The 26,861-nt window shown below is 73.5% G+C and carries 21 protein-coding genes, 4 tRNA genes and 1 other RNA gene; 13 read left to right on the top strand and 13 right to left on the bottom strand.

The window, feature by feature from the left end; all coding sequences use genetic code 11:
- The first annotated feature begins 73 nt into the window (after positions 1-73).
- Complete coding sequence (locus IAG43_RS15020; RefSeq protein ID WP_246574353.1) at positions 74-1,501, top strand: COG1361 family protein; 1,428 nt, start codon at positions 74-76, stop codon at positions 1,499-1,501.
- 63 nt (positions 1,502-1,564) lie between these two features.
- Here IAG43_RS15020 and IAG43_RS15015 read toward each other — a convergent pair whose 3' ends face one another.
- The 3 genes from IAG43_RS15015 to IAG43_RS15005 form a co-directional block, all read right to left on the bottom strand.
- Positions 1,565-3,799, bottom strand: coding sequence for an FG-GAP-like repeat-containing protein (locus IAG43_RS15015; RefSeq protein WP_187741235.1), 2,235 nt, complete (start codon positions 3,797-3,799; stop codon positions 1,565-1,567).
- Between the two features lie 248 nt (positions 3,800-4,047).
- Complete coding sequence (locus IAG43_RS15010) at positions 4,048-4,239, bottom strand: hypothetical protein (RefSeq protein WP_246574351.1); 192 nt, start codon at positions 4,237-4,239, stop codon at positions 4,048-4,050.
- Between the two features lie 152 nt (positions 4,240-4,391).
- A tRNA-Ser gene (locus IAG43_RS15005) sits at positions 4,392-4,479 on the bottom strand.
- A 98-nt stretch (positions 4,480-4,577) separates the two neighbouring features.
- On the opposite strand from IAG43_RS15005, the gene ffs reads away from it, so the two are divergent.
- The 6 genes from ffs (at position 4,578) to IAG43_RS14975 (ending at position 13,343) form a co-directional block, all read left to right on the top strand.
- Positions 4,578-4,672, top strand: an RNA gene (gene ffs / locus IAG43_RS15000) — signal recognition particle sRNA small type.
- A 53-nt stretch (positions 4,673-4,725) separates the two neighbouring features.
- Positions 4,726-6,918, top strand: a complete 2,193-nt coding sequence (locus IAG43_RS14995; RefSeq protein ID WP_187741234.1) for a DNA polymerase III subunit gamma and tau — start codon at positions 4,726-4,728, stop codon at positions 6,916-6,918.
- 61 nt (positions 6,919-6,979) lie between these two features.
- Complete coding sequence (gene purD, locus IAG43_RS14990; protein WP_187741233.1) at positions 6,980-8,230, top strand: phosphoribosylamine--glycine ligase; 1,251 nt, start codon at positions 6,980-6,982, stop codon at positions 8,228-8,230.
- Between the two features lie 727 nt (positions 8,231-8,957).
- Complete coding sequence (locus tag IAG43_RS14985) at positions 8,958-10,670, top strand: M48 family metalloprotease (protein ID WP_187741232.1); 1,713 nt, start codon at positions 8,958-8,960, stop codon at positions 10,668-10,670.
- A gap of 192 nt (positions 10,671-10,862) precedes the next feature.
- Positions 10,863-12,323, top strand: coding sequence for a N,N-dimethylformamidase beta subunit family domain-containing protein (locus IAG43_RS14980; protein ID WP_187741231.1), 1,461 nt, complete (start codon positions 10,863-10,865; stop codon positions 12,321-12,323).
- A 114-nt stretch (positions 12,324-12,437) separates the two neighbouring features.
- Positions 12,438-13,343 carry a phosphoribosylaminoimidazolesuccinocarboxamide synthase gene (locus tag IAG43_RS14975; RefSeq protein ID WP_187741230.1) on the top strand — a complete coding sequence of 302 codons (906 nt, stop codon included), beginning with the start codon at positions 12,438-12,440 and terminating at the stop codon, positions 13,341-13,343.
- A 103-nt stretch (positions 13,344-13,446) separates the two neighbouring features.
- Here IAG43_RS14975 and IAG43_RS14970 read toward each other — a convergent pair.
- The 8 genes from IAG43_RS14970 to IAG43_RS14935 form a co-directional block, all read right to left on the bottom strand.
- A tRNA-Gly gene (locus IAG43_RS14970) sits at positions 13,447-13,519 on the bottom strand.
- 22 nt (positions 13,520-13,541) lie between these two features.
- The gene (locus IAG43_RS14965; RefSeq protein WP_187741229.1) at positions 13,542-14,150 is read right to left on the bottom strand and encodes a response regulator transcription factor; all 609 of its coding nucleotides are present in this window, start codon (positions 14,148-14,150) and stop codon (positions 13,542-13,544) included.
- Complete coding sequence (locus IAG43_RS14960; protein WP_187741228.1) at positions 14,147-15,406, bottom strand: sensor histidine kinase; 1,260 nt, start codon at positions 15,404-15,406, stop codon at positions 14,147-14,149. The genes IAG43_RS14965 and IAG43_RS14960 overlap by 4 nt, the downstream gene beginning before the upstream one ends.
- Before the next feature lie 76 nt (positions 15,407-15,482).
- Positions 15,483-16,256: an ABC transporter permease gene (locus tag IAG43_RS14955; protein ID WP_187741227.1), complete on the bottom strand. Its 774-nt coding sequence runs from the start codon at positions 16,254-16,256 to the stop codon at positions 15,483-15,485.
- Complete coding sequence (locus tag IAG43_RS14950; protein ID WP_187741226.1) at positions 16,253-17,200, bottom strand: ABC transporter ATP-binding protein; 948 nt, start codon at positions 17,198-17,200, stop codon at positions 16,253-16,255. The genes IAG43_RS14955 and IAG43_RS14950 overlap by 4 nt, the downstream gene beginning before the upstream one ends.
- 141 nt (positions 17,201-17,341) lie before the next feature.
- Positions 17,342-17,414: transfer RNA gene (locus IAG43_RS14945), tRNA-Gly, on the bottom strand.
- Between the two features lie 79 nt (positions 17,415-17,493).
- Positions 17,494-17,565 (bottom strand) — tRNA-Gly (locus tag IAG43_RS14940).
- Positions 17,566-17,685: 120 nt separating this feature from the next.
- Positions 17,686-18,021, bottom strand: coding sequence for a histone-like nucleoid-structuring protein Lsr2 (locus tag IAG43_RS14935; protein ID WP_343075613.1), 336 nt, complete (start codon positions 18,019-18,021; stop codon positions 17,686-17,688).
- 279 nt (positions 18,022-18,300) lie between these two features.
- Between IAG43_RS14935 and purS the strand changes: the two genes are divergently transcribed.
- From purS to IAG43_RS14910, 5 genes are all read left to right on the top strand, one after another.
- Complete coding sequence (gene purS / locus IAG43_RS14930; protein WP_147987130.1) at positions 18,301-18,546, top strand: phosphoribosylformylglycinamidine synthase subunit PurS; 246 nt, start codon at positions 18,301-18,303, stop codon at positions 18,544-18,546.
- A complete protein-coding gene (gene purQ, locus IAG43_RS14925) occupies positions 18,543-19,223 on the top strand; it encodes a phosphoribosylformylglycinamidine synthase subunit PurQ (protein ID WP_187741225.1) in 681 nt (226 codons plus the stop codon). Before purS ends, purQ begins: the two co-directional genes overlap by 4 nt.
- The gene (gene purL / locus IAG43_RS14920; RefSeq protein ID WP_187741224.1) at positions 19,220-21,493 is read left to right on the top strand and encodes a phosphoribosylformylglycinamidine synthase subunit PurL; all 2,274 of its coding nucleotides are present in this window, start codon (positions 19,220-19,222) and stop codon (positions 21,491-21,493) included. Before purQ ends, purL begins: the two co-directional genes overlap by 4 nt.
- A 151-nt stretch (positions 21,494-21,644) precedes the next feature.
- Positions 21,645-22,436, top strand: a complete 792-nt coding sequence (locus IAG43_RS14915; protein ID WP_187741223.1) for a maleylpyruvate isomerase family mycothiol-dependent enzyme — start codon at positions 21,645-21,647, stop codon at positions 22,434-22,436.
- Positions 22,437-22,506: 70 nt separating this feature from the next.
- On the top strand, positions 22,507-23,313 hold the full coding sequence (locus tag IAG43_RS14910) for an META domain-containing protein (protein ID WP_187744472.1): 807 nt from the start codon (positions 22,507-22,509) through the stop codon (positions 23,311-23,313).
- A gap of 111 nt (positions 23,314-23,424) precedes the next feature.
- On the opposite strand, the gene IAG43_RS14905 is transcribed toward IAG43_RS14910, so the two are convergent.
- A complete protein-coding gene (locus IAG43_RS14905; protein ID WP_187741222.1) occupies positions 23,425-24,843 on the bottom strand; it encodes a sulfatase-like hydrolase/transferase in 1,419 nt (472 codons plus the stop codon).
- Between the two features lie 136 nt (positions 24,844-24,979).
- On the bottom strand, positions 24,980-25,075 hold the full coding sequence (locus IAG43_RS35190) for a putative leader peptide (protein ID WP_355649107.1): 96 nt from the start codon (positions 25,073-25,075) through the stop codon (positions 24,980-24,982).
- Between the two features lie 227 nt (positions 25,076-25,302).
- Here IAG43_RS35190 and purF point away from each other — a divergent pair, with 227 nt between their 5' ends.
- The gene (gene purF / locus IAG43_RS14900) at positions 25,303-26,829 is read left to right on the top strand and encodes an amidophosphoribosyltransferase (RefSeq protein WP_187741221.1); all 1,527 of its coding nucleotides are present in this window, start codon (positions 25,303-25,305) and stop codon (positions 26,827-26,829) included.
- The last annotated feature ends 32 nt before the right edge of the window (positions 26,830-26,861 follow it).

The raw sequence follows: 26,861 nt of genomic DNA, 5'->3' as shown, positions 1-26,861 counted from the left end.
CGGCGCGTCAGAACAACGCACGGGCAGTGGTGTTGAGGTCGAGGCGCCCGCCCAGTCGTCGTACAACCATTCGATGGCTGCGCGAGTCAGCCTGGGCATGAAACACCTCCGCACCCACCGCCGCGCCCGCCGGGCGCTGGTTCCCGTACTCGCCGCCTCGGCCCTGCTGACGCTGGGGGCCACCGCCCCCGCGTCCGCCGAGAGCGACCAGCTCTGGGTCTACTCCGACCCGTACGAGCTGGTCCTGCCCGGCGCCTACGAGGACGGAACCGCCCCCGAGCGGACCGTCGCCCTCAAGGTCTCCCACGACAACATCTCGAACCCGGTCGGTGCGGGACGCATCAGCGTGGACGCCGCCGATCTGGCCGCGTTCGCCACCGTCCGGTGGCCCGCCAACTGCGCCGTCCAGGACGCCGCCACGGCCGTCTGCGACGTCCCCCCGCTCACCGGCACCGACGTGGTCACCGCCGCCGGGCTCACGCTCTCCGCCCTGCCCGGCGCCCCGGCCGACGCGGCCGGCACCCTGCGCTACACCGCCGTCCACGGCGACATGACGTCCCACCCGGGCGAGACCCGGGTGACCGTGGGGAACGGCCCCGACCTGGCCCTCACCCAGTCCCCGCGGCAGGACGGCGTCGTGCCCGGCAGCACGCTCACCGTCCCCGCCACCCTCACCAACAACGGCAACCGCACCGCGGACGGCGTCCTGCTCAAGCTGTTCGCCTCCCGCGGCCTCGCCTTCACCCAGCGGCCCGCGAACTGCGAGTACGCCGCCACCGAGGTCGGCACCGAGGCGCTGTGCGTCCTCGACCGGGCGGTGGCCCCCGGGGACGCGTACGCCCTGGTGAACCCGGTGAAGGCCGGCCGGAACGCCCTCTTCGACCGCTACGACTACTCCGTCGAGCCCTGGTCCGCCGAAGCCCTCGACGCCGCCCGGGCCGGGCGCACCTGGACCCCGGGCACCGGGGCCGAGCTGATCCTCCGGCCCGCCGCGGCCGCCCGCACGGCCCTCGTGCCCGACCTCGACCCGCAGGACAACCACCGTTCGGTGATCGTCCACGCCGCGAACACGGCAGACCTCCGGCTGATCGGCGCCCGGGTCACGGGCACGGTCGGCGACACCGTCCAGGCGGGCGTCACGGTCCGCAACCGCGGCCCGGCCTGGATCGCCTCGCTCGGCGCGGGCGAGCCCGCCGCCACCGTCGACGTCCGGATCCCCGCCAACGCGACCGTCACCGCCCGGCCCGACGCCTGCTACGCCCTCACCGCCGACGGCGAATGGCGCGAGGAGCAGCTCGGCGCGCCCCGCTACCGCTGCACCACCCCGGTGTTCCTGAACGAGCGCGCGGACCACGCCTTCACCTTCGGCCTGAGGATCGACGCCCAGGGCACCGCCCGGGCCGTGAGCGGCATCGACAACGACCAGTTCGAGCCGCCCGTCCGCTCCTTCGACCCGGACCTGGCCAACAACACGGCGGCCCTCGTCGTCACGGCCGGCTGACCCCGGACACGGACGGGCCCCGGCCGCTGGTGCGGCCGGGGCCCGTCCCGTGATCCGGGGCCGTCAGGCGATGTGGTCGAACGCGGCGCCCTCGCCCGCGTACAGCGTCGTCGTCCGGCGGCTGAACGGCGCGGTGGGCGTGCCCGTCGAGCGGTAGACGTACGTGCCGTCCTTCCCGTACGCGATCAGGTCGGGACGCCCGTCGTCGTCGAGGTCGCCGGCGCCCACGAGGCGGCTGAAGACGCCCCAGCCGCCGCCGATCCGCACCGGGGCCGAGAAGTTGCCGCGCCCGTTGCCCTGGTAGAGCCACAGGACGCCGGCCGTGTCGCGGGCCACCAGGTCACCGGCGGCCGTGCCGGCGATGTCGCCGACGGCCGTCAGCTGGTTGTAGACGCCCCAGCCGCCGCCCATGCGGGCGCGGGCCGCGTACGGAGCGGTGGCCGAGCCCGTCCCCTTGTAGAACCACAGCACTCCGGCGGTGTCCGCGGCGACGAGGTCGGCGCGGCCGTCGCTGTCGAGGTCCGACCCGCCCGTGATCCGGTTGTAGACGCCCCAGCCGCCGCCGACGCGCGAGCGGGCGGCGAAGTTGCCGTCGCCCTTGCCGGCGTAGGTCCAGAGCACCCCGGAGCCGTCCACCGCGGCGAGGTCGCCCACCCCGTTGCCCACGATGTCTCCGACGGCCTCGATGTGCTTGTACGTCTGCCAGCCCCCGCCGATCCGGGCCCGCTGGGACGCCGTGAACACCCCGTCCACCGGCTTGTTGCGCAGGTCGTCGCGGAACAGCACGCCGGAGGCGTCCCGCGCGAGGACGTCGGTGGAGCCGTTGCCGCCGAAGTCGTGCGGATTGGCCGCCCGCGAGACCGTCATGAAGTAGCCCTGGTAGGCGGGTTCGCCGACTCCGTCGGCCGGCACCGCCTCGGCCTCCACCGCGTACCGGCCGTTCGGCGCGTCCACCCCGTCGACGAGGCCGTCCCAGGTGAACGGGAAGTACGTGTCCGGACCGGTCAGCCGCCGGTGGACCTCCTTGCCGGTGGCGATGTGCGTGAGCGTGACGTCCAGGTGGGCGGCGCGCCGCGACAGCGTCCAGTGCAGCGACACCTCGCCGCCGTCCTCGTCGAGGTAGGCGACCTCGGGGACGTGCTCCTCCCAGAACCTCAGGGGCGCCGGAGCACCCTGCTCCGCGACCTTGGTGACCTCAGGGGCGCCGTCCTGCCCGGCGGCGATCCGGAACAGCCCCTCGCCGTCGGCGGCCCGCCGGCCGCTGAACAGTGCGCTGCCGTCGGCCGAGCGCGTCGAGCCGGTGGCGACGTCCAGCAGGTCACGGCTGCCGCCGCCGGCCAGGGACACGGCCCGGACGGGGTTGTCCGCGTTGCCGTACACCAGCCAGTCGCCCACGAGCTCCATGTGCCACTCGTCGCCCCGGGAGCCGATGACGGTCTGCTTCTCCTCGCCCGTCGCGCGGTCGACCGACGTGACGTGGAGCCCGGTGCCCGACTTCCAGTCCAGCCAGGCCACATGGGAGGCGGAGAACATCGTGTGACTGAAGCCGTACCCGGACTCGGCGGCCGGGAAGGCGCTGGCCACCGTCCTGTCCGTCAGCTCGATCAGGGCCCGCCCGCCCGTCCGCGCGCCCTCGGGGCCCGTCGCGTACCCGACGAGGGCGACACCGTCCCTGACCGGCGCGCTGGTGAAGAAATCGGTGGCGTCCGCGGGCAGCCCCGAGACCTTGCGGCTGGTGGTCGTGGCACCGTCCTTGCTCACGACGTGCAGCTCCGCCGTGCCGTCCTCGTGCGTCACCTGCGCGAGCACGCTCGTCGGGCCCAGCACGGCCACGTAGTTGGCGCCGAGCGCGCCGAGGTCGATGTCCACGCCCGGGGCCGCCGGGTCGGCCATGTTCCGCAGGGTGAGGGCGCGCATCTGGGACGTCCAGTTGTCGTCGCCGAGCGCGATCACATCAGTGCCCGAGGTGGCCCACCCGCCGTCCTCGGGGTAGTCGATCCGCACCGCGGGCCCGCCGCCGTACGGCGTCCAGTGCAGCTCCCTGGTCCGGTCTTGGGTGAAGGAGAAGGTGAGGAAGCCCGTCGCGCCCGTGCCCGCGAGCTCGGCGCCCTCCGGGAACACGGGCAGGGCCGCGGCCGGCTCGTCGGCGGCGGACCGGGCCGCGACGGGGCCCGCGGGCGAGGCGAAGGCGGCCGGCGCACCGGCCAGGGTCCCCGCGCCGAGCGCGGTGACGGCGAGCACGGCGGTGACGGCGGTGACGGCGGTGGACAGGCGGATGCCGGTGGAGCGGAACTGCAAGACGAACCCCCACGAGAGGAACCGGACACGGATGTGTCGTGATCCGGTCAGACTCATGATCGGCTCGAAGAGTTGTACGGGAACCGTCGGGGCTGCCCGGCCGCCATCGCCCACCGGAGCGCACGGAGGCCGGGACACACGGGGCGGACGTGCGGGGACCGGCGCGCCCCGACCCGTACGGCCCCGGTTCACGACCCGCCACCGCAGCAGGCACGACGACCACGGCGCACCCGAGCGCGGGGGACCGGTCAGGCGTGGCCGTAGAGGGCCGCCGGGTCGATCAGCCGGATGCCCGGGTCCGCCGCCGCAGCGGCCCGCGCCTCGTCGTCGAATCCGGCCCCGCTGAAGCACAGGAGCTGCGTTCCCGTGGTGTCGTAGCGGCCCGCCGGAGCGATGAGGTCGCGGACGTGCCGGAGGCGTTCGATGTGGGCGGCGCCCATGGTGTCGTTCCACTGGGCTTCGCCGATGGCCGGCAGCGGGGCCTTGGCGCCGCACCCGCTGGGGACAAGAACCGGGACAACGGGAGCCGGGACACGTCGAAGGGCCCCACCGCGAACGGTGGGGCCCTTCGACATCGTGCCCGGTGAGGCACTGGCGGAGGATACGAGATTCGAACTCGTGAGGGGTTGCCCCCAACACGCTTTCCAAGCGTGCGCCCTAGGCCTCTAGGCGAATCCTCCGCGGCAAACAATACAAGACGTTGAGGAGTGCTCGCGAACCTGTTCCCGGAGCGGGGCGAGGGGGGTCCGAGCACCCTCCGGGATCGGGTAACCTGGGGCCAGCCCCTCACGTGGCGCTATCTGACTGAACTCCCCCAGGGCCGGAAGGCAGCAAGGGTAGGTCGGCTCTGGCGGGTGCGTGGGGGGCGCCTTGCGTTCGGGTGCGGGCGGCACGGGTTGTCGGTGGGCCCCGATAACCTCGTAGGTGTGTCGTCCCTTGCGCTGTACCGCCGCTACCGCCCCGAGTCGTTCGCCGAGGTCATCGGGCAGGAGCATGTCACCGATCCCCTCCAGCAGGCCCTGCGGAACAACCGGGTCAATCACGCGTACCTGTTCAGCGGCCCGCGCGGCTGCGGCAAGACGACCAGCGCCCGTATCCTCGCCCGCTGCCTGAACTGCGAGCAGGGACCGACACCCACACCCTGCGGCGAGTGCCAGTCCTGCCTCGATCTCGCGCGCAACGGCCCGGGTTCCATCGACGTCATCGAGATCGACGCCGCGTCGCACGGTGGCGTGGACGACGCCCGTGAGCTGCGGGAGAAGGCCTTCTTCGGGCCCGCGAGCAGCCGGTACAAGATCTACATCATCGACGAGGCCCACATGGTCACCCCGCAGGGCTTCAACGCCCTGCTGAAGGTGGTCGAGGAGCCGCCGGAGCATCTGAAGTTCATCTTCGCGACGACCGAGCCGGAGAAGGTCATCGGGACGATCCGCTCCCGGACCCACCACTACCCGTTCCGGCTGGTGCCCCCCGGCACGCTCCGGGAGTACCTCTCCGAGGTGTGCGGCCGCGAGGGCATCCCCGTCGAGGACGGGGTGATGCCCCTGGTCGTGCGGGCCGGCGCCGGCTCGGTGCGTGACTCGATGTCCGTGATGGACCAGCTGCTCGCCGGCGCGGCCGACGACGGTGTGACATACGCCATGGCGACCTCCCTGCTCGGGTACACCGACGGTTCGCTGCTCGACTCGGTCGTCGACGCCTTCGCCTCCGGGGACGGCGCCGCCGCCTTCGAGGTCGTCGACCGGGTCGTCGAGGGCGGCAACGACCCGCGCCGCTTCGTCTCCGACCTGCTGGAGCGGCTGCGCGACCTGGTCATCCTGGCCGCCGTGCCGGACGCCGGGTCCAAGGGCCTCATCGACGCCCCCGCCGACGTGGTCGAGCGGATGCAGGCGCAGGCGTCGGTGTTCGGCGCGGCCGAGCTCAGCCGGGCCGCCGACCTGGTCAACCAGGGGCTCACCGAGATGCGGGGCGCGACCTCCCCGCGGCTCCAGCTGGAGCTCATCTGCGCGCGGGTGCTGCTGCCCGCCGCGTTCACCGACGAGCGCTCGTTCCAGGCCCGTCTCGACCGGCTGGAGCGCGGTGCCGCCGCCGCGTTCACGGCCCCCGGCCCCGGACCGGCGACCGCCTTCCCGGCCCCCGGCCCCGCGCCGGCCATGGGCTACGTCCCCGGCCCCGAGGCCCAGCCCCACGTCCCCGCGGGCAGCGGGCCCGCCGCCGCCCGCGCCGCCGTGCGCCCCGAGACCGCTCCCGCCCCCGCCGCGCCCCCGCAGGCACCGCCCGCGCCCGCTCCCGCCGAGCCGGCTCCGCAGCAGCCCCCGGCCGCCCGCCCCGGAGCCTGGCCGGGTGCTGCCGCGACGGCCCCGGCGGCCGCGTCCGAGCCCGCCCGGCGGCCCGGCGGCTGGCCCACGGCCTCCGCCCCCGGCGGCGGCGCTCCGGCCGCCCCGCAGTCCCCGCCCGCCCGGAGCGCGGCGCCGGCCCCCGCAGCCCCTGCCGCACCCGTCGCCGCCCAGGGCGCCGGCCAGGTGCGGAGCATGTGGCCCGACATCCTGGAGGCGGTCAAGAACCGCCGCCGCTTCACCTGGATCCTGCTCAGCCAGAACGCCCAGGTGGCGGGCTTCGACGGCACCACCCTCCAACTCGGCTTCCTCAACGCCGGCGCCCGCGACAACTTCGCGGGCAGCGGCAGCGAGGAGGTCCTGAAGCAGGCGCTCGCCGAGCAGTTCCACGTGCACTGGAAGGTGGAGGCGATCATCGATCCGTCCGGCGGGGCGGGCGGCCAGCCCGGGTCCCCGGGCGGCGGCTTCCAGCCCTCCGGCCCCGGTGCGCCCGGCCCCCAGGGCGGTTACGGGCAGGCTCGCCCGCCGGCTCCCCCCGCCGCGGCGCCGCCCGCCGCGCCTCCCGCGCCCCGTCCGCAGGCCGCCGCCCCGGCCCCGCCGGCGCCCGCGGAGCGGCCGCGCCCGGCCGAGTCGTACAGCCCGCCGCCGCCCCCGCCGGTGTCCCTCGAGGACGACGTGCCCGAGGAGGACGACCCGGACCTGGTGGACTCCGCCCTGTCCGGGCACGACCTGATCGTCCGCGAGCTCGGCGCCACGGTGGTGGAGGAATACACGAACGAGTAGCACCCTCTCCCTCGGAGGCCCGTACGACGACCGGTGGCGCCCGGCGGTTAGGCTGGCGCCCGTGAAGGTCCTCGTCATCGGCGGCGGCGCCCGCGAACACGCCCTGTGCCGCTCTCTGTCCCTCGATCCCGACGTCACCGCTCTGCACTGCGCGCCCGGTAACGCCGGCATCGCCGAGGTCGCGGAGCTGCACCCCGTCGACCAGCTCGACGGCGGAGCCGTCGCGGAGCTCGCGACGCGTCTGGAGGCCGGCCTCGTCGTCGTCGGCCCCGAGGCGCCCCTGGTCGCGGGGGTCGCGGACGCGGTCCGCGCCGCGGGGATCCCCTGCTTCGGCCCGTCCGGCGAGGCGGCGCAGCTCGAAGGCTCCAAGGCGTTCGCCAAGGACGTCATGGCGGGCGCCGGTGTGCCGACCGCGCGTGCCTACGTCTGCACCACGCCGGAGGAGATCGACGAGGCCCTCGACGCCTTCGGAGCGCCGTACGTCGTCAAGGACGACGGCCTCGCCGCGGGCAAGGGCGTCGTCGTCACGAGCGACCTGGCGGCCGCCCGTGAGCACGCGCTGGCCTGCGGCCGGGTCGTCATCGAGGAGTTCCTGGACGGCCCCGAGGTCTCCCTCTTCGCCGTGACCGACGGCACCACGGTCGTCCCGCTGCGCCCGGCGCAGGACTTCAAGCGGGCGCTCGACGGCGACGAGGGCCCCAACACCGGTGGCATGGGGGCGTACTCGCCGCTGCCCTGGGCCGACCCGAAGCTCGTCGACGAGGTCCTGCAGACGGTCCTCCAGCCGACGGTGGACGAGCTCCGCCGCCGCGGCACCCCCTTCTCCGGCCTGCTGTACGCGGGTCTGGCGATCACCTCGCGCGGTGTGCGGGTCATCGAGTTCAACGCGCGCTTCGGCGACCCGGAGACCCAGGTCGTCCTCGCCCGGCTGAAGACGCCGCTGGCGGGTGTCCTGCTGGCCGCCGCCAACGGCACCCTCGACACCCTGCCGCCCCTGAACTGGCGCGACGACGCGGCCGTCACGGTGGTCGTCGCCTCCCACAACTACCCGGGCACGCCGCGCACCGGCGACCCGATCGAGGGCCTGGACGAGGTCGCCGCCGAGGACGCGCCGCACGCGTACGTGCTGCACGCGGGCACCCGCCGGGACGGCGACGCGGTCGTGAGCGCCGGCGGCCGGGTGCTGTCGGTGACGGCCACCGGCAAGGACCTGTCCCAGGCCCGGGAACGCGCGTACCGCGCCGTGGCCCGGATCCGGCTGGCCGGTTCGCAGCACCGCACCGACATCGCGCGGAGCGCCGCCGAGGCGTGAGCGGCGGTCCGCCGCGGACCCGTGAGCGCGGAGGAGCCCGGTGCACACGCACCGGGCTCCTCCGCGTCCGGTGAGGCCGGGGTGTCGTCGGGGCCCGTCGCCGGTCGTCGCCGGGCCGGGTGACGGACCGGGCCGGGCGGCCGGCCCGGTCCGTCACCCGGCCCGGTGCCGCGATGTCCACCGGGCCCGGTGCCGCGTCGTCCGTGTCCACCGCGCCCGGCTTCGGGGCGCCCTCCGCGCGCAGCGCCTGCGCGAGGGGGTCGGTCCCCGCCCGGCTGAGGGGGACGGCGCCGCCACGACCCGGTGCCGCGTCGCCGGTACGAGGGGGCCGCTCCGCGCGTGGTCCGTACCACCCGCCGTGCCGCGCTGGCGCCCGCACCGACCGCGGTCCGTGCCCGCCCGCCCCGCGCCACAGCGTCGCCCGCCCGCCCGGAACCCCAGCCGCCCCCGCACCCCCGCCACCCGATGCCAAGCCCCCGCCACCCGAGGCGTCCGAAGCCGCCCCGAACAGGCCCGAACCCGCGTTCCCCGGTGCGTCCCATCCTTTGCCCAAAGCCATTCCATCGAGTGATGAGTACGCCATCCGGATGACGGGTGCCGAAGCCCCAACTATGGTGCGGCGCAGGTGTTCCGGCACATGGCTCACCGGCATTGCGATGTCGGTGGGCGGTGCCACAGTGGGGGAGTGACCAACACCGTCGCAGGGCAGAGGGGGTGAGGTCCGGCCGTGTCCGGTACCGGTTTCGGGGATTCGACAGGCGCTCGTGGTGCTCGTGCCAAGGCCGTCGCCGTACTGCGCACGCGCAGCACGGCGACGGCCGTCGCGCTGGTGCCCGCGGCCGTCGCCGTGGTGCTGCTCGCCGGCGGTGTCACGGGCCGGCTGAGCGGGGCGGGCTGGGACACGGCGCGCGGGATCGCGGCGGCCTGTGCCGTCGTCGTGCTGCTCGCCGCGGCGTCGGTCGCGGCGACGATCTCCCGGGCGGCGCCCGCGCTGACCCCCACGGTCGACCTCTCCGTCCGCGCGGCCCCCGATCTGCACCGGCTGGTGGAGGATCTCGCCGTCCGTCTCGACGTGCCCGCGCCCTCCGGGGTGGCGCTCACACCCGACTGCGACAGCTGGCTCGAGGACCGCTCCCATCCGGCGCACCGGATATCCGGGGCCCGCGGCCGGCGCGGGCGGGCGATCGAGGCCCCGGTGCTGGTGATCGGCTCCCCCTTCCTGTGGTGGATGCGCGTCGCCGAGCTGCGCGCCGTGCTCGCCCCGGTCGTCGCGGGCGCCGGGCTGGCGGCCGACCCGGACATAGCCGCGGCCCGGCGCTTCGTGCGCGGGCTGGACGCGGCCGTGGCGGACGCCGCCCACCCGCCCCGGTCGGTGCGGCTCCCGCTGACGGTGCTGGCCGGCCGGATCGCCCGGCTCCTGCTGCGCACCTGCCGGACCGACGCCGCCGAGATGGAACGCTGGGTGGCCGCGGCCGCCTCGGAGCGGGCCCAGGGGGTCGACTACGGCCTGCGGATCGTCGCCCAGGAGCAGGTCGGCCTCGCGTACGCGGGATGGGACAGGCTGCTGACGAGGGTGGCGCTGCCCGCGTGGCGGATGGGCCGGTGGCCCTCGCAGCTGGACGCGGGCGTCGTCTCGGCCCTCACCGAGCTCTCGCGCCGCGACCGCCTCGCGGACGGGTTCACCTCCCGGCTGAACGAACGCCCGGCCTGCGATCTGCTGGAGGAGCCGGGGACCGTGGACGAGGCGGTCTCGCTGCTCGCGGCACGGTTGTTCCACGGCGGTCCGGCCGCGCCGGGACGGCACTGGGCGCCGGTGGAATGGGACCGGTACCCGGCCGAGGTCGTCGACCACAAGTGGCGCACGGAGGCGGCCCGCATCCACCGGGTGCTGGACGAGCTGGGGGTCCCCGCGGCGAGCGGACCGGGCGGTCCGACGCTCGCACGCGTGATGGAGCACCTCTCCCGGCAGCCGGCCGGAGAGGCGAGCGACGGCCTGGCAGCGGCGCTCACCGCGCGGATGGCCCGCGACGAGACGGCGGCGGCCGACCGCGCCGCCCCCGCGGAGCCCGGCGGCGACCTGCCCGCTCCGGTGGACGGGCCACCGGCCCCGGCGGCCCGGGAGGGCGCCGACGAGATGCTCGCGGCACTGTGGGGCGGCGACCTGGTGCCGCCGCCGCTCCCCCTCCAGCCGCCCCGGGCGGGGCGCGATCTGCTCGCCGACCACGTGGTGGCGATGGTGTGCTGCACGGCGATCGACGCCGCCGGCGCCGCTCCCGGTCTCGACTGGCTCGACGGGCCCACGCTGCTCGTCGACGGCGAGCGCAGGTCGGATCTGCTGGCTCCGGTGCTCAGCCTCGTCGAGGAGGGCGACGCCAAGCCCCTGCGGGTCTGGCTCGGCTCGCTCGGCGTCCGCCCGGAGAGCCCGGTCCGGCTCGTGTGAGGAGCCCCGGTCCGGCCCGCTCACGGGTCGTCGGTGCCGGGCACGGAGGGGTGCAAAACCGGAGAAGTCCCTTCCGTTTCACGCCGATTCGCGACGAAAGGTGACGGAGTGCGTGCGTTATGTGATGTGCTGGAGACCGACGCTGAACAGTCCGGCGCACCGACGATGTCCGGGCACCGAGGGAGGGGCACCATGGGGGCGGACCACATCCGGCGATGGGAATCCGGTGCCCTCGCCCACGCCGTGAGCGACCCGTTCGGCCAGGGCCCGCTGCCCTGGCTGCGCAGCAGCGAGAACTACCTCGACGACGCCGGCCAGGTGGTCCCCTGGTACGCCGACCCGAACCTCGCCCGCGGCCGCTCCGGCGGCCCCCGGACCGCCGACGACGTCCACCGCCAGATCAAGGGGTTCGTCTCGCCGGGGGCGGCCCTGCCCGGCGGTTCGATCGATTTCCACATCACCGTGGACCCGCCGCAGCAGTTCTCGGTCGACATCTATCGCATCGGCCACTACGGCGGCGACGGCGCGGCCAAGATCGCCACGAGCCCCCGGCTCGCCGGCATCGTGCAGCCGCCGCCGCTCACCGCGGACCGCACGGTCTCCTGCCACCACTGGTGGCTCTCCTGGCGGCTCCAGATCCCTTCGTACTGGTCGATCGGCGCGTACGTGGCGGTGCTGACCACGCTCGACGGGTACCGGTCGCACATCCCCTTCACCGTCCGCGACGACGAGCCGGCCGACCTTCTGCTGCTCCTGCCCGACGTCACCTGGCAGGCGTACAACCTCTACCCGGAGGACGGGCACACCGGCGCCAGCCTCTACCACGCGTGGGACGACGAGGGCCGGCTGCTCGGCGAGCGCGACGCGGCGACCACGGTCTCCTTCGACCGGCCGTTCGCGGGCGCGGGCCTGCCCCTGCACGTGGGCCACGCCTACGACTTCATCCGCTGGGCCGAGCGCTACGGCTACGACCTCGCCTACGCCGACGCCCGCGATCTGCACGCCGGGCGCATCGACCCCGGCCGCTACCGCGGACTCGTCTTCCCGGGCCACGACGAGTACTGGTCGGTCCCCATGCGCCGGACGGTGGAGGCCGCGAGGGACGGCGGCACCTCGCTCGTCTTCCTGTCGGCCAACACCCTGTACTGGCAGGTCGAGCTGGGTCCGTCGCCCTCCGGGGTGCCCGACCGCCTGCTGACGTGCCGCAAGCGCCGCGGCCCCGGAAAGGCGGCGCTCTGGCGCGAGATGGACCGCTCCGAACAGCAACTGCTGGGCATCCAGTACGCGGGCCGGGTGCCGGAGCCGTCCCCGCTGGTGGTGCGGAACGCCGAGCACTGGCTGTGGGAGGCCACCGGCGCGGGCGAGGGCGACGAACTGCCGGGCCTCGTGGCGGGCGAGGCCGACCGCTACTTCCCCCGCACCGCCCTGCCCGAGCACCGCAAACGCATCCTGCTCGCCCACTCGCCCTACCGCGACGGGGACGGCGCTGTCCGCCACCAGGAGACCTCCCTCTACCGGGCCCCCTCGGGCGCCCTCGTCTTCGCCTCGGGCACCTTCGCCTGGTCCCCGGCCCTGGACCGGCCCGGCCACGTCGACTCCCGCATCCAGCGGGCGACGGCCAATCTGCTCGACCGCATCTGCAAACGCGACTGACGGCGGCGTGCCGGGCGCTGCCGCGGACGGCCGCCCGGCCAGGACCCCTGCGCAGGAGCGCGGCGTCCGCGTACGGGACAATCGGACTCTCGTACATCACCACGCGGAGGAACCGTGTCCGGATTCGTCGAAAAGCCCGAGCCGCTCCAGGTGCCCGGCCTGGTGCATCTGCACACCGGCAAGGTGCGCGACCTCTACCGGAACGAGGCGGGCGACCTCGTGATGGTCGCCAGCGACCGGATCTCCGCGTACGACTGGGTACTGCCCACCGAGATCCCCGACAAGGGGCGGGTGCTCACCCAGCTCTCCCTGTGGTGGTTCGAGCGGCTGCGGGACCTCGTCCCCAACCATGTGATCTCCGCCGAGGTCCCCGCCGGCGCCCCCGCCGACTGGGAGGGCAGGACGCTGGTGTGCCGCTCTCTGCGGATGGTGCCCGTCGAGTGCGTGGCCCGCGGCTATCTGACCGGCTCCGGGCTCGCCGAGTACGAGGAGTCCCGGACGGTGTGCGGGCTGGAGCTGCCCGAGGGCCTGTCCGACGGCTCGGAGCTGCCCGCCCCCATCTTCACGCCGGCCACCAAGGCGGCCGTGGGCGACCACGACGAGAACGTGAGCTTCGAGGAGGTCGTCCGCCAGGTCGGTGCCGGGACCGCCGAAGCGCTGCGCGACACCACGCTCGCCGTCTACGCGCGGGCCCGGGACATCGCCCGTGAACGCGGCATCGTCCTCGCCGACACGAAGTTCGAGTTCGGCTTCGACGGGGACGCCCTCGTCCTCGCCGACGAGGTGCTCACCCCCGACTCGTCCCGGTTCTGGCCCGCCGCGACCTGGGAGCCCGGCCGGGCCCAGCCGTCGTACGACAAGCAGTACGTGCGCGACTGGCTCACCTCGGACGCGTCCGGCTGGGACCGCCGCAGCGAGCAGCCGCCGCCGGCCCTGCCGCAGGACGTGGTGGACGCGACCCGCGCCAAGTACACCGAGGCGTACGAGCTGCTGACCGGCACCCCCTGGGAGGCCCGCTAGCGTCGTCCCGGTCCGGGTCCGGGTGCCGTCGTCGGCATCCGGACCCGGGACGGCAGGCACACGAAGAAGCCCCCGGCGATGCCGCCGGGGGCTTCCTGCACTGAGCGGACGACGAGATTCGAACTCGCGACCCTCACCTTGGCAAGGTGATGCTCTACCAACTGAGCCACGTCCGCATGCGCCGTAGCGCGGAGACCACTATACCCAACCTTTCCGGCGGGCGAGACGCACCGCCGTGTGACGGTTCTCCGCACCGAGCTTCGCCGCCGCCGACGACAGGTAGTTGCGCACGGTCCCGGGGGACAGCGACGCCCGTTCGGCGATCTCCGCGATGGGGGCGCCGTCGGCCGCGAAGGAGAGCACCTCGGCCTCCCGGGCGGTCAGCGGCGAGTCGCCGGCCGAGATGGCGTCGGCCGCCAACTCCGGGTCCACATAACGGTTTCCCTCGTGCACGCTGCGGATGATCTCGGCGAGCCTGCGGGCGCTCACGGTCTTGGGCACGAAGCCCCGCACCCCCGCGGCCAGGGCGCGCTTCAGGTGTCCGGGCAGCCCGTGGCTGGTCACGATCATGGTGCGGCAGCCGGGGAGTTCGTCCCGCAGGCGTGTGGCGACCGTCACTCCGTCCGCGCCCGGCATCTGGAGATCGAGCACGGCGACGTCGGGCCGGTGGGCGAGGGCCATGGCGACGGCCTCCGGCCCGCCGGCGGCCTCGGCGACGACGACCAGGTCGTCCTCGAGCGCCAGCAGCGCCGCGAGGGCTCCCCGGATCAGGTGCTCGTCGTCGGCGAGCAGGACGCGTACGGTCACGCGGACTCCTTCAGGTCCTCGTCGGCGGTGCCGCCGCGGGAGAGGGGGCGGGGGTCGCCGGGCGGCACCCGGGCGATCACCCGGAAACGGTCCTCCGGCGCCGGCCCCGCCTCCAGCGTGCCGCCCACCGCCTGGAGCCGTTCCCGCAGTCCGGCGAGGCCGGAGCCGGGGGTGCCGCGGTGCGGGCGGACCGGGACGGCGCCGTCGTTCTCGACGGTCAGCCGCACCCACCGGGCCGTGGTCTCGACCGTGATCGTGCAGTTCCGGGCGTCGCCGTGGCGGAGGATGTTGGTGGTGGCCTCGCGGACCACCCAGCCGAGGGCGGACTGGACGCGCGGCGACAGCGCCGCGATGTCCGCCGTCGGCCGGCCGACGGTGCACGCGATGCCGGCGGCGGCCAGTACGCCGCGGGCGCCCTCCAGCTCCGCGCGCAGGTCGGCCTCCCGGTAGCCGCGCACCACCTCGCGCACCTCGCGCTGCGACTCCTGGGCGATCCGCTGGACCTCGGTCATCTGGTCGGCGGCCTCCGGCCTGCCCCGGCCGGCCAGTTGGGCCGCCAGCTCGGCCTTGAGGGCGATGACCGCGAGGTTGCGGCCGAGCACGTCGTGGAGATCGCGCCCGAAGCGGAGCCGTTCCTCGGCGACGGCGAGCCGCGCCTGCACGTCCCGGGCGTCGTCGAGCTCCCACATCACGCGCAGCACCCACATCGAGACCCGGATCGAGGCGACGATCCAGACGGTGACGAAGGCGAGGGTGAGGGCGGTGGCGAGCACGGGCGCGCCGTCCCGGGCGGTGACCGCCACCGCCGCCGTGAACACCGCGATCAGGGCCACCTGGTGGAGGGCGTTGACGCGCGGGCGGACCAGCAGGCTGTGGCCGCTGAGTACCGGCACCAGGGCGCTGCCCAGCATCATGGGCAGCAGGGGGGTCAGATCGACGGTCGCGCCGAGCGCGAGGAGGAGCGCTGTCAGCACCCCGGTCGAGGTCACGGGCCCGGCCGCCGTGCGCAGCGGGACGCCGTCGCCGGTGAGGTAGGCGGTCATCGCGGTGCGGCAGAAGCGGTGGCAGAGGACGCCGTTGACGAGGGCGGCGAGGATCGCCGCGGTCATCAGGGCCGTCGGGGCCTCGTGCCGGACGGGGCGGGTGAGGATCAGCAGGACGGTGACGGCGACCGCGCCCCACTGGATCGAGTAGACCGTGCCGCGTGTGTAGAGGTCGACCTTGGCGAGCCTGCTGCGGCTCTTCCACCGTTTCACCGGCGTCCTCCTCTCCTTCTCGTCCGTCACCCGTGCCCCCTCTCGTGGCCCGCCCGCGGCGGGAGCGCCCCCGGTGTCAGCGGCGGGGCTCCCAGCGGAACCACCGTTGCACAGCAAACACGGCCAGCACGGTCCAGGCCAGCGCGGTGACCGCGGCCCCCACGATCTCGCCCGTGTCGGCGCCGCCGAGCCAGCCGGAGCGGACCAGGGTCATCACTCCGGTCATCGGCAGCCGCTCGCACACCGAGGCCAGGCCCTCGGGGAGGACCTCGACGGGCACGAAGAGGCCGGAGCCCATGGCGGAGACCAGGAAGAACGGGAGCGTGGTGATCTGCGCGCTCTCCACGGTGCGGGTCACCGCGGCCGTCGCCGCGGCCAGAACCGTCATCTGCACCAGCCCGATGACCACGCCGGCGACGACGAGGTCGGGGCGGGCGGGGGCGTCGAGCCCGAAGAAGGCGACCCCCGCGACGGCCAGTACCGCGATCTGGACGAGCGCGACCGCGGCGGCGGGCAGCGCGGTGCCGGTGAGGATCTCCACGTCCGACGCCTCGCCGGTGCGCAGCCGCTTGAGCGCCAGGTCCTCGCGCCGGGAGACGTAGGCGGCGACCAGGTTCATGTGGACGACCACCAGCAGGGCCATGCCGATGCCGCTGGTGATCACGGTGGAGGCGACGCTCAGGCCGGTGCCGTCGAGGTCGATCCGGTCGAGCGAGCTCTTCACCGCGGCGAGCATCAGCAGGGGCATCAGCAGGGCGACGAAGAGGGCCGTGCGGTTGCGCACGAGCAGGGTGATCTCCGCCCGTCCGAGTGCCGTGAGCCGTCCCACGGCCGCTGTCGAGGTCGTCATCGGACGTCCACCACCCTGTCGTTCATGCTGTCGTCGGTCCGGTCGCGCTGCGCGATGTCGAGGAACGCCTCCTCCAGAGAGGCGGATCGGGCGTCGAGCCCTTCGAGTGCCACGTCCGACGCCTCGGCCCAGCGCAGGAGTTCGGCGAGGTCCCGCTGGAGGTCGCGGGTGCGGATGTCGATGCGCTGCCCGTCGGACGCGGCCTTCAGCGACAGCGGCAGCCTGCCCGCGGGCACGGTGGCGGGCAGCGTGAAGCGGATGCGTGCCGGCCGGGCCGCGGTGACCTGGGCGGGCGTCCCCTCGCTGACGATCAGGCCCCGGTCCATGATCGCGAGGCGGTCGGCGAGGCTCTCCGCCTCCTCCAGGTAGTGGGTGGTGAGCAGCACGGTGGTGCCGCCGTCGCGCAGGGCGCGCACGAGCTCCCAGGTGCTGCGCCGGCTGGCGGCGTCGAGGCCGGTGGTCGGTTCGTCGAGGAAGAGGACCTCGGGGTCGCCCATGATGGCGAGGGCCAGGTCGAGCCGGCGGCGCTCGCCGCCGGACAGCTGCTTGACCCGCACGCCGGCCCGGTGGTCGAGCCCGACCAGGGCCAGCGCCTCCGCCACGGGGCGGGCGCCGGTGGTGACGCCGGCCCACATGGTGGCGGTCTCGGCGGCGGTCAGGTCGGAGGGGAAGCCGCCCTCCTGGAGCATCATGCCGATGCGGGGGCGCACGGCGGCCCGCTCGCGGTAGGGGTCCCGGCCGAGCACCCGTACGGTGCCGGCGTCGGCGGGGGCCAGGCCTTCCAGCATCTCCACGGTGGAGGTCTTGCCCGCTCCGTTGGTGCCGAGCAGGGCGAAGACCTCGCCGCGGGCGACGCCGAGGCGGATCCCGCGGACGGCTTCGTAGCCGCCGCTGTAGGTCCGCCTCAGGCCGTCGGCCCTGATCACGTACTCGTCGTCGGTCATGGTTCAAGCCTCGGGGCGGACCGCGGCCGCGGGCAGTGCGCGGTGTCATCGCTGCGCATGACAAACGTCATGGGTGGGGGCGCGGGGGACCACGGGAAACGACGAAGGTCCCGGTCGGATGACCGGGACCTTCGCTTCCTGAGCGGACGACGAGATTCGAACTCGCGACCCTCACCTTGGCAAGGTGATGCTCTACCAACTGAGCCACGTCCGCATTGCTCCCGCTCGGCTTTCACCGGGCGGTGCGTGCACCACTCTACCTGATCCACTTCGGTGGTCGGTAAGGCGATGAGAGCGGGTGACAGGAATTGCACACTGCGCCTTCCCCCTGGAAGGGGGATGTTCTACTACTGAACTACACCCGCACGATCCTCGGTTCGGGCCTTTCGGCCTTGCCCCTCGGCGTGCTCCAGACTCTAGCCGATCAATGGGGGTGCAGTGCAACTCGGTTCGCCGCGGCGCGGTCGCGGCGGAGCCGGCGGGGCTCAACCGGCTTGGCGGAACGCCTCGTAGACGTGCTTGGGGATCCGGCCGCGGGCGGGCACGTCCATCTTCCGCGACTGGGCCCACGCGCGGACTGCGGCCGGAGCCGGTTCGAGCGAGGTGTGCCGGTAGGAGACGGGCGACTTGTCCCGCTTCGGCGCATTGGCCTGCTTTCGGCCGGCCGCCAGGTACGGGGCCAGGGCCTTGCGCAGTTTCTTTGCATTGGACGTATTGAGGTCGATCTCGTACGACTTCCCGTCGAGGCCGAACATGACCGTTTCCGCCGCTTCTCCTCCGTCGATGTCGTCGGAGAGCGTGACCACCACTCGCTGAGCCACGGATATCGGTCCTTTCCCTGCGGTATCACCGCTTCTGACGTGCGGGGATACCGGCTTAACGACTGTCGAGGGGCAATGCTGCTTTCCTCTGCATTCCTTTGTACAGCGGTGGGCGGTGCATTGTGAAGCCCCGCCAATTGTCTGCGCGTGTCCCGCGCAAAGCGGCAGGGGATTCCTATCCGGGATTTCCCGGTGGTGTGTCCCGATATCTACCCGCGTAGATTCTCGGGCCGGGTACGCTGAGGGAACCGCCCTCGCAACACACCACCGGGAGTGCCCGTGGCTCGCGTCGTAGTCGACGTCATGCTCAAGCCCGAGATCCTCGACCCCCAGGGACAGGCGGTGCAGCGTGCACTGCCCCGTCTGGGATTCGACGGGATCGCGGACGTACGTCAGGGAAAGCGTTTCGAGCTGGAAGTGGACGGGCCGGTCGACGACGCCGCCCTCGCCCGCATCCACGAGATGGCCGAGACGTTCCTCGCCAACACCGTCATCGAGGACTTCGTCGTAAAGGTGGAGTCGTGACCACTCGTATCGGAGTCGTCACCTTCCCCGGGACGCTCGACGACCGGGACGCCCTGCGTGCCGTCCGCCTCGCGGGCGCCGAGCCCGTCCCGCTCTGGCACCGCGACAAGGACCTGAAGCAGGTCGACGCCGTGGTGCTGGCCGGAGGCTTCAGCTACGGCGACTACCTGCGCGCCGGCGCCATCTCGCGCTTCTCCCCGGTGACGGACACGATCATCGAGCAGGCGAAGGCCGGCATGCCGGTCCTCGGCATCTGCAACGGATTCCAGATCCTCACCGAGGCGCACCTGCTGCCGGGCGCGATGCTGCGCAACAACCACCTGCACTTCATCTGCCGCGAGCAGCGCCTGCGCGTCGAGAACGCGGACACGGCCTGGACGTCCGACTACGAGCAGGGCCAGGAGATCGCCGTCCCGCTCAAGAACATGGACGGCCGCTACGTCGCCGACGCGCGCACCCTCGACGAGCTGGAGGCCGAGGGCCGGGTCGCCTTCCGCTACCTGGACGTCAACCCCAACGGCTCGCTGCGCGACATCGCGGGCATCACCAACGCCGCGGGCAACGTGGTCGGCCTGATGCCGCACCCCGAGCACGCGGTCGAGCCGCTCGTCGGCACCGGGGGCACCGACGGGCTGGGCTTCTTCACCTCGATCCTCAAGAAGTTGGTCTCCTCATGACCCTGGACACCGTCAAGCACGCGGGCGAGACCCCGGACTCCGAGCAGCCCTGGAAGGAGCTCGGACTCAAGGAGGACGAGTACGCCCGCATCCGCGAGATCCTGGGCCGCCGTCCCACCGGGGCCGAGCTCGCGATGTACAGCGTCATGTGGTCCGAGCACTGCTCGTACAAGAGCAGCAAGGTGCACCTGAAGCAGTTCGGCGAGAAGGCCCCGGAGAACGACGCGCTGCTCGTCGGGATCGGCGAGAACGCCGGCGTCGTCGACGTGGGCCAGGGGTACGCGGTGACCTTCAAGGTCGAGTCGCACAACCACCCCTCGTACATCGAGCCCTACCAGGGCGCCGCCACGGGCGTCGGCGGCATCGTCCGCGACATCCTGGCGATGGGCGCCCGCCCGGTCGCCGTCGTCGACCCGCTGCGTTTCGGCGCGGCCGACCACCCCGACACCAAGCGCGTCCTGCCGGGCGTCGTCGCCGGCATCGGCGGCTACGGCAACTGCCTGGGCCTGCCCAACATCGGCGGCGAGGTCGTCTTCGACTCCTGCTACCAGGGCAACCCGCTCGTCAACGCCGGCTGCATCGGCGTGATGAAGCACGAGGACATCCACCTCGCCCAGGCCTCCGGCCCCGGCAACAAGGTCATCCTCTACGGCGCCCGCACCGGCGGCGACGGCATCGGCGGCGTCTCGGTCCTCGCGTCCGAGACCTTCGACGACACCAAGCCCACCAAGCGCCCCGCGGTGCAGGTCGGCGACCCGTTCCAGGAGAAGCTCCTCATCGAGTGCACCCTGGAGATCTTCAAGGAGAAGCTGGTCGCGGGCATCCAGGACCTCGGCGGCGCCGGGCTGTCCTGCGCCACCTCCGAGCTGGCGAGCGCCGGCTCCGGCGGCATGCGGGTCGAGCTGGACACCGTGCCGCTGCGCGACGCGACGCTCTCGCCGGAGGAGATCCTCATGAGCGAGTCGCAGGAGCGCATGTGCGCGATCGTCGAGCCGCAGCACGTCGACCGCTTCATGGAGATCTGCGAGAAGTGGGACGTCACCGCCACCGTGATCGGTGAGGTGACCGAGGGCGAGCGGCTGGAGATCTTCTGGCACGGCGAGCTCATCGTGGACGTGCCGCCCGGCACCGTCGCCCACGAGGGACCGACCTACCACCGTCCGTTCGCCCGTCCGTCCTGGCAGGACGCCCTCCAGGCCGACGACGCGAACGCGCTGGCACGGCCCCAGGCCGCGGACGAACTGCGCGCGCAGGTCCTGCGGCTGGTCTCCTCCCCGAACCAGGCCTCCAAGGCGTGGATCACCGACCAGTACGACCGCTTCGTGCAGGGCAACACCGTGCTCGCCCAGCCCGAGGACGCGGGCATGGTCCGGATCGACGAGGAGTCCAACCTCGGCGTGGCCATGGCGACCGACGGCAACGGCCGCTACGCGAAGCTCGACCCGTACACCGGTGCGCAGCTCGCGCTGGCCGAGGCGTACCGCAACGTGGCCGCCTCCGGCGCCAGGCCGCTGGCGATCTCGGACTGCCTGAACTTCGGTTCGCCCGAGGACCCGGACGTGATGTGGCAGTTCGCCGAGGCCACCCGCGGCCTCGCCGACGGCTGCCTCGCGCTCGGCACCCCGGTCACCGGCGGCAACGTCTCGCTCTACAACCAGACCGGTGACGTGGCGATCCACCCGACGCCGGTGGTGGCCGTGCTCGGTGTGATCGATGACGTCACCCGCCGCACCCCGATCGCGTTCGCCGAGGAGGGGCAGCTGCTCTACCTGCTCGGCGACACCCGCGAGGAGTTCGGCGGCTCGGCGTGGTCCCAGGTCGTCCACGACCACCTCGGCGGCATGCCGCCCGCGGTGGACCTGGACCGGGAGAAGCTGCTGGCGGAGATCCTGATCTCGGCGTCCCGCGACGGCATGATCGACGCGGCGCACGACCTGTCCGACGGCGGTCTGGTCCAGGCGGTGACCGAGTCCTGCCTGCGCGGCGGCCACGGCGCCCGGCTGGTCGTCCCGGAGGGGCTGTCCGAGGGCGGCTCGGCCACCGGCGACGCGTTCACCTTCCTGCTGAGCGAGTCGGCCGGCCGTGCGGTCGTCGCCGTGCCGCGCAGCGAGGAGCTGCGCTTCACGGACATGTGCGGTGCCCGCGGGCTGCCCGCCACCCGCATCGGTGTCGTCGAGGGCGACGCCGTCGAGGTGCAGGGCCAGTTCTCGATCCCGCTGAACGAGCTGCGCACGGCGCACGAGGCGACCATCCCCGGTCTGCTCGTCTGACGTCGCGGTGCCCGAGGCCCCCGTCCGTCCCGGGCGGGGGCCTCGCCGTCGGCCGCGCCGCTCCCGGCAGGAGCCCGGCGCCCGGACATGTCCGTCCGGGCGGTGGGGTCTTCCGGCGCCGGAGCGGCCGTCCGCGCCGTAGGGTCTCCTCATGCCACCGGCCAGGAAACGACTCCGCAGCTACGCCCACGACACGGTCGTGGACGCCGTCCGGGCCCAGTTCGGGCATGTGCACGCGACGGTCGGCACGCTGACGCCCGACCAGTTCGGCCGGCCCACCCGGCTCGGCGACTGGACCGTGCGCGAACTCTGCGCGCACATCGCCATGGTCGCCTCGCTCGTCGTCGGGTACCTGGAGCGCCCCGAGCCGGCGGAGGCCGATCTCGCGCTGCTGGACTGGCCGTTCGCGACGGTGACCGCGCGGGCGAAGGTCGACGAGGACACCCGGGCCTTCGCCTCCCGCGGGGAGATCGCCGGCCTCTTCGCCCGGACCGCGCGGGATCTCGACGCGGTCCTGCCGGGGTCCTCCCCGGAGCGGATCGTGCCGATGCGGTTCGGCGGGATGCGGCTCGGCGACTTCCTGGTGACGCGCACGGTCGAGATGGTCGTCCACACCGACGACCTCGCCCACGCCACCGGGCTGGAGATCCCCTTCGACCGGCAGGCGCTGGCGGCCTGCACCCGGCTGCTGGCGGACGCGCTGGCGGTGAAGGCGCCCGGCGGCTCCACCGAGGTGCGCGTCCCGCCGTTCGCCGTGGTGCAGTGCGTCGAGGGGCCCCGGCACACCCGGGGGACGCCGCCCAACGTCGTGGAGACCGATCCGCTGACCTGGATCCGGCTGGCCACCGGGCGCACGGCCTGGGCGGACGAGGTGGCGGCGGCGACGGTACGGGCGAGCGGGGAGCGGGCCGACCTCGGCCCGCTGCTGCCGGTTCTCGGCTGACGCGCCGCCGGTCCCCGGCCGGGGCGGAGCCGCCGTGGAACCGGGAGACGGGCCGCCCCGTCCCAGGGACATGCGCTACCAGCTGAGCATTCCTGTCACCGCGATGGCCCTGTTCGCCCTTGCCGCGTGCGGCACTCAGACGGGGTCCTCCTCCGACGGCGGAACGTCCGTGGCGCCCGACGCGCCACTCGCCGGCACCCGATGGTCCGTCGACAGCGTCACCGTCGACGGCCGGCGGACGGCGGCCCCGGACGGCGCGTACGTCGAACTGACCGAGAAGGGCCGGGCCCAGGGCAACTACGGCTGCAACCACTTCGGCGCCGATGTGAGCATCGAGGGGGACACCCTCACCGTCGGCCCGGGCGAGATGACCGAGATGGCCTGCGAGGAGCGGATCCAGGGCTTCGAGGACGCCCTGCGGGCCGCGCTCGCCGGCAAGCTGAAGGCGGGGCTGTCCGACGGGCGGCTCACCCTCACCACCGACGGCGGCGACACCGTCGCCCTGAGCGAGGAGAAGCCCGCCCCGCTCGTCGGCACCACCTGGACGGTGGACTCCCTGGTGTCCGGGAAGACGGCCGCCTCGCTGCCCGCGGGGAGCGAGAAGAAGGCCGAGCTCACGTTCACCGAGGACGGGAAGGCGAGCGGCAGCCTCGGCTGCAACCGCTTCTCCGCCACGGCGAAGGTCTCCGGCACCACGATCGCCTTCGGTCCCGTGTCCGCCACCCGCAAGCTGTGCCCCGGCCCCGAGATGGAACTGGAGCGCAAGCTCACCGCGCTGCTGGAGAAGGGGACGCTCGCCTACGAGGTGAAGCACCGCGCGCTGACCCTCACCGCGCCGGACGGCGAGGGCGTCGGAGCGGTCGCCCGGGACCGCTGACCCGGCCTGTCGCCCGCCGTTCCCGCCCGGACCGGACCGCAGCGGTCGGGACGGGAACGGCGGCGCGCGCCCGGCGCGCGCCGGTCAGGCGGAACCGGCGGCGCGCGCCGGTCAGGACGGGTAGGGGAGCAGCGTGCCGTTCACGGCCTCCCAGGCGCCGCGCAGCTCCGCCAGCCGGGCCGGTTCGGCCGTGGCCCTGTCGGCCTGCTCGCGGACGTCCTCGGAGAGCCGGAAGAGCTGGTCGCGGCCGGTCTTGCCGCGGTAGTACTTCCAGTCGCCGCGCCGCAGCGCGCGCTCGCCCCGCACCCGCCAGAACAGGTCCCGCTCGGGCACGTCGGCACCGCGCAGCAGATGGCCCGCGAGCGAGGTGCCGTCCAGCGGGTACGCCGGGTGGGGGCGTGCGCCGCCGATCTCCAGCAGGGTCGCCGTCCAGTCCGGTGTGTACACCGGCAGATCGCTGACCTGGTGTCCCTCGATGCGGGCCGGCCAGCGCAGGATCGACGGGACGCGGATGCCGCCCTCCTGGAGCGAGGACTTGCTGCCCGACAGCGGCCAGTTGTAGGAGAAGCGCTCGCCGCCGTTGTCGCTGGCGAAGAAGACCAGGGTGTCCTTCTCCTGCCCGGACCGCCTGAGGGCGTCCAGCACCTTGCCCACCGAGCGGTCGAGGTCCTCGACCATCTCCCGGTACTTGTCGAGCGAGCCGCCGTCGTCGTGGAAGAGCGCCCGCCGGTCCCCGGCTCTGATCCGCGCGGTCACGGCGGCGCTCTCCTCGGTGTCGCCCTCGGCGATCCAGGGCCAGTGCGGGGTGGTGAAGTTGAGGTTCAGCAGCCACGGCTTCGCGTGGTCGCGGCTCACGTACTCGCTCGCCCGCTCGGTCAGGATGCGGGTGTAGTAGCGCAGGTCCCGGTACTCGGCGTCGCCCTCGTAGAGGTCGTACTCGCCGCCGAGCCCCAGCTTGGAGTAGTACTCCAGGGCGCCGCCGAAGTTGCCGAAGAACTCGTCCCAGCCGGAGCGGGTGGGGCTGTAGTCGGGCAGGTAGCCGGCGTGCCACTTGCCGATCAGCGCGGTGGCGTAGTCGGCGTCGCGCAGCAGCGAGGCGAGCGTGGGGTGGGTGGGTTCGAGCCCCGCCGTGCGGTCGGCGATCGGCTCGGCGAGCCCGCCCTTCGTGCGGCCGGGGAAACGGCCGGTGTAGAGGCTGAACCGGGTGGGCGAGCAGGTCGCGGACCCCGAGTAGGCGTCGGTGAAGCGCACGCCCTGCCGGGCGAGCCGGTCCAGGTGGGGCGTGCGTATGTGGGTCGAGCCGTACGAGGACAGGTCGGCCCAGCCGAGGTCGTCGCCGAGGATGAAGAGGATGTTGGGCCGCCGGGAGTGCCGCCCGAGGGAGCGCGAGGCGCGGAAGGGGCGTTCCCCGGGGCCGGAGTCCGCTGCGGCGGCCTCCGCGGAGGGGAGTCCGACGGCCGCGGCGGCGGCGCCGGCGACGGTGGCGCCGGCGAAGGCACGCCGGGACAGGGTGGGCTCGTACGCGTTCACAGGTGTCTCCAGACACAAGGGTGCGGACCCTCCCGGAACGGACGCGCGGGTCGGCGCGGAAGGGTGGCGGAGGAGACCGGGCGGGGCCCGGGAAAACGGGGGGACGGCCCGCGCGGGAGGCGGGCCGGAGTGTGAACTAGCGCACGCAGCGACAGATGGCGCTCGCGACACGGACCAGGTCGACGTGGCGGCGCTCCACGAGTGTGACCGTCCGGTCACCGGGAAGCTGCATGACCCGGGAGCCTGGCCGACTCCCAGCAGGTGTGTCAACGATCGTCCCGGCATGCGGACGCCGGAATGGACACCCCGGCGATCTTCGGAGCCCGTCCCCGGACCTGCCGGAGGGCGTCGGAACGTGTGGTTCCGGGTGGGCTCGCGAGGGGCCGGCGAAGCCCGCGGAAGGGGGTCGCGGGCATCCCCAATTCGGACCAGTGGTCGATCTCGCCTACACTCGGTGCCGTGCCACGTGGTGACGGACGACTCAACCACGACCTGCTCCCCGGTGAGAAGGGCCCCCAGGACGCTTGCGGCGTCTTCGGTGTCTGGGCTCCGGGTGAAGAGGTCGCGAAGCTCACTTACTTCGGGCTCTACGCCCTCCAACATCGAGGCCAGGAATCCGCGGGTATCGCGGTCAGCAACGGCTCTCAGATCCTCGTCTTCAAGGACATGGGGCTCGTGTCCCAGGTCTTCGACGAGACCTCCCTCGGCTCCCTGAGCGGTCATATCGCGGTCGGACACGCCCGCTACTCGACCACCGGCGCCTCCGTGTGGGAGAACGCGCAGCCGACCTTCCGGGCGACGGCCCACGGCTCGATCGCGCTCGGCCACAACGGGAACCTGGTCAACACGGCCCAGCTGGCCGAGATGGTCGCCCGGCTCCCCAAGGAGAACGGGCGGGCCACCCAGGTCGCGGCGACCAACGACACCGACCTGGTCACCGCCCTGCTGGCCGGCCAGGTCGACGGGGACGGCAAGCCGCTGACCGTCGAGGAGGCGGCCGCCACGGTCCTTCCCGAGGTCCGGGGAGCCTTCTCGCTGGTGTTCATGGACGAGAACACCCTCTACGCCGCCCGTGACCCGCAGGGCATCCGCCCGCTGGTCCTCGGCCGGCTGGAGCGCGGCTGGGTCGTCGCCTCCGAGTCCGCCGCCCTCGACATCTGCGGCGCGAGCTTCGTGCGGGAGGTCGAGCCGGGCGAGATGATCGCCATCGACGAGAACGGCATCCGGACCTCCCGATTCGCAGAAGCGAAGCCCAAGGGCTGCGTCTTCGAGTACGTCTACCTGGCCCGTCCGGACACGGACATCGCCGGTCGGAACGTGTACCTCTCGCGTGTCGAAATGGGCCGGAAACTGGCCAAGGAAGCTCCGGCCGAGGCGGACCTGGTCATAGCGACCCCGGAGTCCGGCACGCCCGCCGCCATCGGCTACGCCGAGGCGAGCGGCATCCCCTACGGCTCCGGCCTGGTGAAGAACGCCTATGTGGGCCGCACCTTCATCCAGCCCTCGCAGACCATCCGCCAGCTGGGCATCCGCCTGAAGCTCAACCCGCTGAAGGAAGTCATCCGGGGCAAGCGGCTCGTCGTCGTCGACGACTCGATCGTCCGCGGCAACACCCAGCGCGCGCTGGTCAAGATGCTCCGCGAGGCGGGCGCCGCCGAGGTCCACATCCGGATCTCCTCGCCGCCCGTGAAGTGGCCGTGCTTCTTCGGGATCGACTTCGCCACCCGCGCCGAGCTGATCGCCAACGGCATGACGATCGACGAGATCGGCACCTCGCTCGGCGCCGACTCGCTGGCGTACATCTCCATCGACGGCATGATCGAGGCGACCACCATCGCCAAGCCGAACCTGTGCCGCGCCTGCTTCGACGGCGAGTACCCGATGGAGCTGCCCGATCCCGAGCTGCTCGGCAAGCAGCTGCTGGAGACCGAGCTGGCCGCCGGCCCCGCCGCGACCGCGGCCGCCGACGCCCTCCGTCGCCCGTAAGACCGCGCAGTACGACACGAAAGCTCATAAAG

This window comes from Streptomyces genisteinicus (assembly GCF_014489615.1).
Taxonomy (GTDB): Bacteria; Actinomycetota; Actinomycetes; order Streptomycetales; family Streptomycetaceae; genus Streptomyces; species Streptomyces genisteinicus.
Note: the sequence above shows the minus strand (reverse complement) of the source record. Positions and strands in the feature narration are given on the sequence as shown.

What these genes read in the sequence shown, in the direction of transcription:
- IAG43_RS14915 (WP_187741223.1), top strand. Translation starts at nt 21,645, where the DNA reads ATGCCACCGGCCAGGAAACGACTCCGCAGCTACGCCCACGACACGGTC.
- IAG43_RS14950 (WP_187741226.1), bottom strand. Translation starts at nt 17,200, where the DNA reads ATGACCGACGACGAGTACGTGATCAGGGCCGACGGCCTGAGGCGGACC.
- IAG43_RS14955 (WP_187741227.1), bottom strand. Translation starts at nt 16,256, where the DNA reads ATGACGACCTCGACAGCGGCCGTGGGACGGCTCACGGCACTCGGACGG.
- IAG43_RS35190 (WP_355649107.1), bottom strand. Translation starts at nt 25,075, where the DNA reads ATGCAGCTTCCCGGTGACCGGACGGTCACACTCGTGGAGCGCCGCCAC.
- purL (WP_187741224.1), top strand. Translation starts at nt 19,220, where the DNA reads ATGACCCTGGACACCGTCAAGCACGCGGGCGAGACCCCGGACTCCGAG.
- IAG43_RS14910 (WP_187744472.1), top strand. Translation starts at nt 22,507, where the DNA reads ATGCGCTACCAGCTGAGCATTCCTGTCACCGCGATGGCCCTGTTCGCC.
- IAG43_RS14980 (WP_187741231.1), top strand. Translation starts at nt 10,863, where the DNA reads ATGGGGGCGGACCACATCCGGCGATGGGAATCCGGTGCCCTCGCCCAC.
- IAG43_RS15010 (WP_246574351.1), bottom strand. Translation starts at nt 4,239, where the DNA reads ATGGGCGCCGCCCACATCGAACGCCTCCGGCACGTCCGCGACCTCATC.
- IAG43_RS15020 (WP_246574353.1), top strand. Translation starts at nt 74, where the DNA reads ATGGCTGCGCGAGTCAGCCTGGGCATGAAACACCTCCGCACCCACCGC.